The 6,706-nt window shown below is 72.0% G+C and carries 5 protein-coding genes; 1 reads left to right on the top strand and 4 read right to left on the bottom strand.

The features are described 5' to 3' along the window. Nucleotides 1–268: 268 nt before the first annotated feature. Nucleotides 269–667 carry a hypothetical protein gene (locus RIM90_RS21550; protein ID WP_309062386.1) on the top strand — a complete coding sequence of 133 codons (399 nt, stop codon included), beginning with the start codon at nt 269–271 and terminating at the stop codon, nt 665–667. A gap of 305 nt (nt 668–972) precedes the next feature. Here RIM90_RS21550 and RIM90_RS21545 read toward each other — a convergent pair whose 3' ends face one another. The 4 genes from RIM90_RS21545 to RIM90_RS21530 all read right to left on the bottom strand — a co-directional run bounded on the left by RIM90_RS21545 (nt 973) and on the right by RIM90_RS21530 (nt 6,632). Then, on the bottom strand, nt 973–1,401 hold the full coding sequence (locus RIM90_RS21545) for a VOC family protein (protein ID WP_309062385.1): 429 nt from the start codon (nt 1,399–1,401) through the stop codon (nt 973–975). 492 nt (nt 1,402–1,893) lie between these two features. Next, nucleotides 1,894–2,556, bottom strand: a complete 663-nt coding sequence (locus RIM90_RS21540) for a DUF5825 family protein (protein ID WP_309062384.1) — start codon at nt 2,554–2,556, stop codon at nt 1,894–1,896. Nucleotides 2,557–2,585: 29 nt separating this feature from the next. Then, nucleotides 2,586–4,550: a RiPP maturation radical SAM C-methyltransferase gene (locus RIM90_RS21535; protein ID WP_309062383.1), complete on the bottom strand. Its 1,965-nt coding sequence runs from the start codon at nt 4,548–4,550 to the stop codon at nt 2,586–2,588. Nucleotides 4,551–4,796: 246 nt separating this feature from the next. Next, on the bottom strand, nt 4,797–6,632 hold the full coding sequence (locus RIM90_RS21530) for a prolyl oligopeptidase family serine peptidase (protein ID WP_309062382.1): 1,836 nt from the start codon (nt 6,630–6,632) through the stop codon (nt 4,797–4,799). Nucleotides 6,633–6,706: the final 74 nt, after the last annotated feature.

The raw sequence follows: 6,706 nt of genomic DNA, 5'->3' as shown, positions 1-6,706 counted from the left end.
GGTCGGCTGGCCCTATGTTCCGCACAACTGGCTCTCCCACCGCTGTCGCCGATCACCGTGTACCGGAAGGCTGAAGGCGTCTTCGCGACCCGGAGTTTCAGAGGGTGCGGCGGGACGGGGCGGCGGCTCTTTCCGGAACGGGGGCTTGTATCGGCACCCTGGCCGTCGCTCCTGGGACGGATCGGGCGGTTGCCCGCCCTCGTCGTCCCCGCTTCTCTCGGAAGGCCGTGCTCCCGTACGGCCGATCGACACGTCAACGGAGGAAAAAGTGCGCAAGATCGTCAAGAGCGTGGGTCTCGCAGCCGGAGCCGTCGCACTCGTAGCGGGGACCGCGGGCCCGGCCAGCGCCGCCCCCGTGGGGTGGAGCATGCCCGGTGGTCAGGGCAGCACCTACGGCAACGCCGAATTCCACAACCGCTCGGTCGGTATCTCCGGGCGCGTCGAATCGCACGTCAGCGGCTGTGTCCAGGTCATCATCGGCACCTACCCTTCCAGCACCTCGGGGTCCGAGACCCGCACCGCATGCAACTACAGCACCAAGACCTTCAGCTTCACCATGGACGTGAACGTCCCCGGTGGCGCGTCCGATGTCTACGTCACCCTTGCCAAGATCAACAGCGACAGCTCCCTGACATGGCTCGGTTCGAGGCACCTGACCCGCCCGTGACGCGCTGATGAGGCGGGGCCCCCGCGTCTTTCTCCGCAAGGAGCGCGGGGGCCACCGTCCGCCGGACCGCAACCCGGACGCGTGAAGGGACTCGCCTCGGCTCCTCCACGCGGGTGGACACCGCCGGCGGCAAGCGGGCCGAGCTCGTTCTCGACACCTCGGCGTGGCCCTGTTGCGTCGCGACCGGGCCGGCATCCCCGCGGGTCCCGGGCTCGTCATCATTCGGACGCCGACGCACCCGCACGGGACCGCCTTCGGAGAGGCCCAGGGGAGACGGCCCCCCACCTCGACGGCTCGGAGGATGCTCAGTCGAGACAGAACTCGTTGCCCTCGATGTCCTGCATCACGATGCACGAATCGTTGCCGTCGTACAGCAGTCGCACGCGCACCGCACCGAGCGCGACCAGTCGTGCGCACTCGGCTTCGAGCGCGGCCAGACGCTCTTCACCCATGAGCCCGGTGCCGACCCGCACGTCAAGATGCAGCCGGTTCTTGACGACCTTGCCTTCGGGAACGCGCTGGAAGAACAGCCGCGGGCCCACACCTGAGGGATCACTGCAGGCGAACCATGAACCCCGATCCTCAGGGGGCCGGGAGCGGTCGAAGTCGTCCCAAGTGGCGAACCCCTTCGGTGGCGGCGATACGACGTACCCCAGCACCTCGCACCAGAAGCGAGCGACGCGCTCAGGTTCTGCGCAGTCGAAGGTGACTTGGAACTGCTTGATCGATGACATCGGCGCACCATAGCAGGGGGGCTCTGCTGCCCATCTCCCGGCAGGAATCTGCGTGTTGGCGGGCCGACGGCCCCGACCGGCCGCTGCTGTGCCGTGCGGTCGCAGGGGGTGGACCGAGGTCGACGCCTGCACAGGGTTGCCCGCCGTTCCGGACCGGACCGCGACCACGGCCCTCGCCGCGTTTCCCGGCGGCGGCCTGCCGGTCCGGGGCCGCACCTACGGAGAAGACACTCCTGGGCGAGGACCGGAACCGCACCCGTTCCGAGCCGTGCACGTCCGCGACCCCGCCGGCCCTTGCGGGTCAGCGCCGCGTCATCGTGACGATGAGCGCCCGGTCCAGTGACGCGACGCGTGCACCGTGTCGGAGGACTGCCTCCATCCGCCTCCGACGAGGGCCGGGAGGCGGCGAGGCCGGCCGGTGGACGGCGGCGTTCCAGGGCGCGTGGGCCGGTCGGAGCGCGTGCCAGGGGCGCTCGGCACGCGCCGGGCCGCTCAGATGGCCATCGCCTCCTGCAGCCAGCGGTTCACCCTGTACGGCAGCCACCAGGCGAGGTCACCCACTCGCAGCACCAGCAGTTCCTCGGTGAACTCGGCGAGCACCGCCGACGGCACCTCGCGGTGGTCGACACCGAAGTCCAGGGCAGCGACGGCCGCCCGGTACTCCGGCTCGTCGGCCGTGAAGCGGCGCAGTTCCCCCCAGCGCCGGTCGCGGATCTGCATGAAGCCGGGACCCCGCCGCCACACCAGCTTGCACAGGTAGTGGTTGGTGCGCCAGGCGTACAGGGCGGCGTCCGCGTCCGTGACGTTGTCGACGACGCGCGGCGGCTGCAGGTGGGACAGCAGCTTCCACTGGTGCGCGCCGCCCCCGGCGGGCAGCCGCAGATCCCAGTCGACGTGCACGGCGCGGGCGGTCAGCTCCCGGACCAGGCAGAGCAGATCGACGGCCCGGCGCTCGGCGGCGGCGCCGGTGGCGGTGAGGTCGACCGGCTCCTCGAGGGCCACGCGGCGGACGCCGCTGCGCCACAGCCGGTCGCAGGCCTCACCGGTCACCTCGGGCAGGCCGATCGTGCCGAGCGCCATGCCCGGCAGGGCGCACGCCTCCTCGTCGTGATCGCGCCACGCCGTCACGGAGAACTTCTCAGCGGTCTGCGTCATGATGTGCGCTCCAGTGCTCGGGAAGGGGATCAGGACAGGACCGGTTCCTCGTCGCGGGTCCTCGGCCGGTCGCCGGGCTCCGGGGTGCCGTCCTCGGGGGCGCCGTCCTCCCGCACGCGGTGGGTGTGGCGCATGAAGTCCAGCCGCAGCAGGTCCTGGTTGACCGCGGACGGCGCGATGTGCACGTACTGCCCGGCGTCCGTGAACACGATCCCGTCGGCGACCCAGCCGTCCAGGAGTGCCCGGACATCCTGCTCGGTCCGGGGCTCGGAGGCCCTGTCGGACGCCTTGCGGTGCAGGGCGGCGACCGTGTGCGGCTGGTCCAGCAGCCGGAACGCGGCGATCTCGAACGGGTCCGTCAGCTCCCGGGTGCGCCATGCGAAGCCGCTGCGCCGGCTCACCAGGACGATCCGGTCCCCCAGGTCGGTGTGCGTCAGCCGGGCGTCGACGTGACGCTTCTTCCACAGCGCCAGCGCGGCGTTCAGCCGCTCCGCGGTGTCCTCGCCGATGCCGCGCGCGGGTGCCTCGAAGACGTACGCCAGGTCGTACAGCTCCTCCTCGGGCAGGTCGTACGTGAAGCGGTAGTGCTCCTCGGCACGCAGGCCGGTGAAACCGAGCTGGGGCTCGTTGAAGTAGGGGCTGAACCGCTCGATGGCGATGCGGGCCGACAGGTCGACCGGCGGGTCGAGGTGCTCCAGGGCCGGGATCTGACGGATGACCGGGGCGTAGTCGTCGTCCGTCTCGCCGGGGAAGCCGTGCAGGTAGTTCCAGGAGACGGACAGCCCGGTCTCGGCGGCGTCCCTCAGCATGCGCACGTTCTGGCAGCCGCTCACCCCCTTGTCCATCAGGTCCAGGACACGGCTGTTGAGGCTCTCGATGCCGGGCTGCACGTAGATGAGGCCCGCGTCGGCGAGGACCTGCAGCTGGGCTCGCCGCATGTTCGCCTTGATCTCGATGTGCATGCGCAGGTCGTGGCCACTGTCGATGATGCGGGGCAGCACGGTCGACAGGTACTTCATGTCGAGGATGTTGTCGACGACGTACATGTCCAGCACCCGGTGCCGCTCGGCGAGATCCATGATCTCTTCGTAGAAGGTCTCGGGGCTCTTGCTGCGGAACTGCATGAAAGAGCCGTTCAGGCCGCAGAACGTGCAGTGGTGCTTCTCCCCCCACCAGCAGCCGCGGGCTCCTTCCACGACCAGCTTGGGCTCCACCCAGTTGCGTGCCACCGACGCGGCCAGCCGATCGAAGTAGCCGCTGTAGTCGGGCGGCAGGATCGCCGCCGGCGGCAGCGGGCTGGTCGCCATCGGGTTGGCGACGCTCGACCCGTCGGGCGCCCGGTGGCACAGCCCCGGGATGCCGGTCAGGTCGTCGCTGCCGTCCCGCAGGGCGGTCAGCAGCGCGGGGAAGGCGCTCTCGCCCTCGCCGCGCACGACGTGGTCGACGAAGCGGAAGTTGCGGTGAACCGCGGCGCCCTGCTCGGAATCGCAGTTGGCCCCGCCCATGACCGTCACGATGTGCGGCGCCAGCTCCTTGACGTGCCGGGCGGCGGCGAGGGCGGCGGTGTTCTGCTGGAAGGTCGAGGTGAACCCGACCACGTCCGGTTCCGCCGCGACGATCGCCCGCGCGATCTCGTCGACGAACTCCGGGACGACACGGTGCAGTTCCCTGGTCATCCGCATCCGCGACGTGCGCAGCTTGGGCGTCATGACGCGGGTGAATTCCTCGTCCCTCCACTCCGGGTCGCCGTACAGCGCGGAGGAGAACACCCAGTCACCGCAGCCGAGGAAGTAGGACGACAGCGCGTAGTACTCGTAGTCCTGGCCGGTGAACTCGGTCCGGTGGGTGATCCAGTCGGTGAACTCCAGGTTCGCGTGCAGCACTTCGCAGGTGGTGTCCGGCACGCGCTCGTCGACGCTGCGTTTGAGGATGCCGAGGGCCAGCGAGGGCAGGTCGATCGGGGACCAGGGCATGTTGACCAGCAGAACGCGCACGGCTTGCTCCTTGGTTGTGCGTCGGAGGCGGGGACGTCGGTGGCGGGAAGCGGCGGGGAGGAACACCCGGGGAACCCGGCCGGCCCCGGGGCGGGACCGGCCGGGCGGTGATCACTCCTCGTCGCCCTCGTCGGCGTTCCGGAACGGAACGGTGATCGTGATGCCGATGCCGGGCTTGCGGTTCTCCTCGTCGTCCGCGAGCGGATCGTTGTGGATGATGTCCTTCTGCACGGAGCTCTCCCTTCGTCAGTGAGTGGTTCGTGCCGGCCCGGGCCGCCGTGTGCGCGGCGGCTCCGGGCTCCCCCGGTGACCGGGGGAGTCGGGGGTGACCGGGCCCGGGAGCGCGGTCAGATGGCGGCGCAGGAACGTCATCGCGCGCCGCAGCACGGCGACGTGGGCGGCGCCGTCGTATCCGTCGTGGCCGGTGTCGACCCACATCGCCTCGTGGGCGACGCCGGCGGCGTCGAGGGCACCGAGGTAGGAACGGATCTGGTCCGGCGGGCACTTGGCGTCCCGGGTGGCGCCGACCACGAGCAGCGGCGCCGTGACGCGGGCCGCGTAGCTGATCGGAGAGCTGCGCTCGTAGCGCTCGGGCACCTCGTCCGGGGTGCCGCCGAACAGCCGCACGTCGAGGGCGCGCAGGGCGGACGTCGAGGAGCGGTGCGCGGTGGCCCAGTCGGCGAGCGGCTTCACGGCGACGCCGGTCTGCCACAGGCCGGGGCGCGTGCCGAGGGCCAGCAGCACCAGGTACGCCCCCCAGGACACGCCCCACAGGGCCGTCGCGCCGGGTGCCGCGAGCCCGCGGCGCAGCAGGTCGGCGCGGACGGTGGCGAGGTCCTGCACCTGGGTGTGCCCGACGCCGGCGGTGAACGCCCGCCGCCAGCGGGGGCCGTAGCCGGTCGAGCCGCGGTAGTTGACGCGGGCCACGGCGTAGCCGGAAGCGACCAGGGAGTGGACGGTGGCGTCGTAGGCGTCGCGGTCCTGGTCGGCGGGGCCGCCGTGGACGAGGAAGACGAGGGGGGCGGGCCGCCGCGGGGCCGCCGCCTCGGGGAGGGCGAGGAGGGTATGGACCGGGCCGTCGGGCGTGGGCGTCCACAGGTCCAGATGCCGGCCGGGCACCTCGGGCGGGGTGCCGGTCAGGGGTGGCAGAGGGGTGTTGTCCGTGGCGCGCAGGACGGGCGGGTGCGCGGTGTCGGTCCACAGGTAGTGCAGGCCGCCGCCGGGGCGGGGCGCCGCGTCGAGGATCGTGCCGGGCGGCGTGCCCAACCGGGTGCGGCGACGGGCCGTCAGGTCCACGCGGTGCAGCAGGGAGCGGCCGTGGCGGTCCTGCCGGACGAGGACGGCGCGGGCGTCCGGGTACCAGCGGGCGGTGATCTCCGTGTCGAACGGGCACCAGTCGTGGACGACGGTACCGGCCCCTGGGGTCCAGGTGGCCAGGAGGTAGTGCTCGTCGGTCTGCAGCACGAGGAGCAGTTCGGGGCCGCCGGCCGGGCGGAAGCCGCGGCACCACTGACGGGCGGTCCGGCCCGGCAGTACGGCGGTGACGGTGCCGGCCGTGTCGAGCAGCGTCACGGCGTCGCCCGTGCCGGTCACGGCAAGGAGGCCGCCGTCCGGTGAGATGCCGTGGAGGGTGAGCGGGCCGGGGACGCGGAGCAGCTGCCTCGCCGGGTTTCCCTTGCGTCCGAGGTGGACGGTGCCGGTCCGGCCGTCGGTGAGGGCGACGGCCGTGGTGCCGCCGGCGGCGAAGGCGAGCCCGCGTGGCAGGCCGGGCGGCAGGTCCAGCAGACCGGGCGGGTCCGGGACGTCGCGGGTCCCGTCGTGGTGGAAGGGCTGGTGGCGCCACGCCCCGTGGCCGTCGCGGTCCTCGTCGAACCACCAGACGTCGGCGTCGTGGTCGATGGAGCAGTGAAACGTTCCGGTGGAGCGGGAGGTCACCTGCCGCGCCCGGCACAAGGAGGCGTCCCAGGTGAAGACCTCGCAGCGTCCGCGTGCGTCGGCCGTGAACACCATGCGGGACGGGTCGGAGGGACAGGTCTCCGGGAGCGCGCTGCGGAACACCTGGTAGCGGTCGGCGTCACTCATGAGCGCTCCCCTCGCCGGTGGGCGGCCGTCCGGCCGGGCCGGGCTCATCCGTGAGCAGCCGCCCGGCCGCCCGG

Source organism: Streptomyces sp., assembly GCF_031181555.1.
Classification (GTDB): domain Bacteria; phylum Actinomycetota; class Actinomycetes; order Streptomycetales; family Streptomycetaceae; genus Streptomyces; species Streptomyces fimbriatus.
Note: the sequence above shows the minus strand (reverse complement) of the source record. Positions and strands in the feature narration are given on the sequence as shown.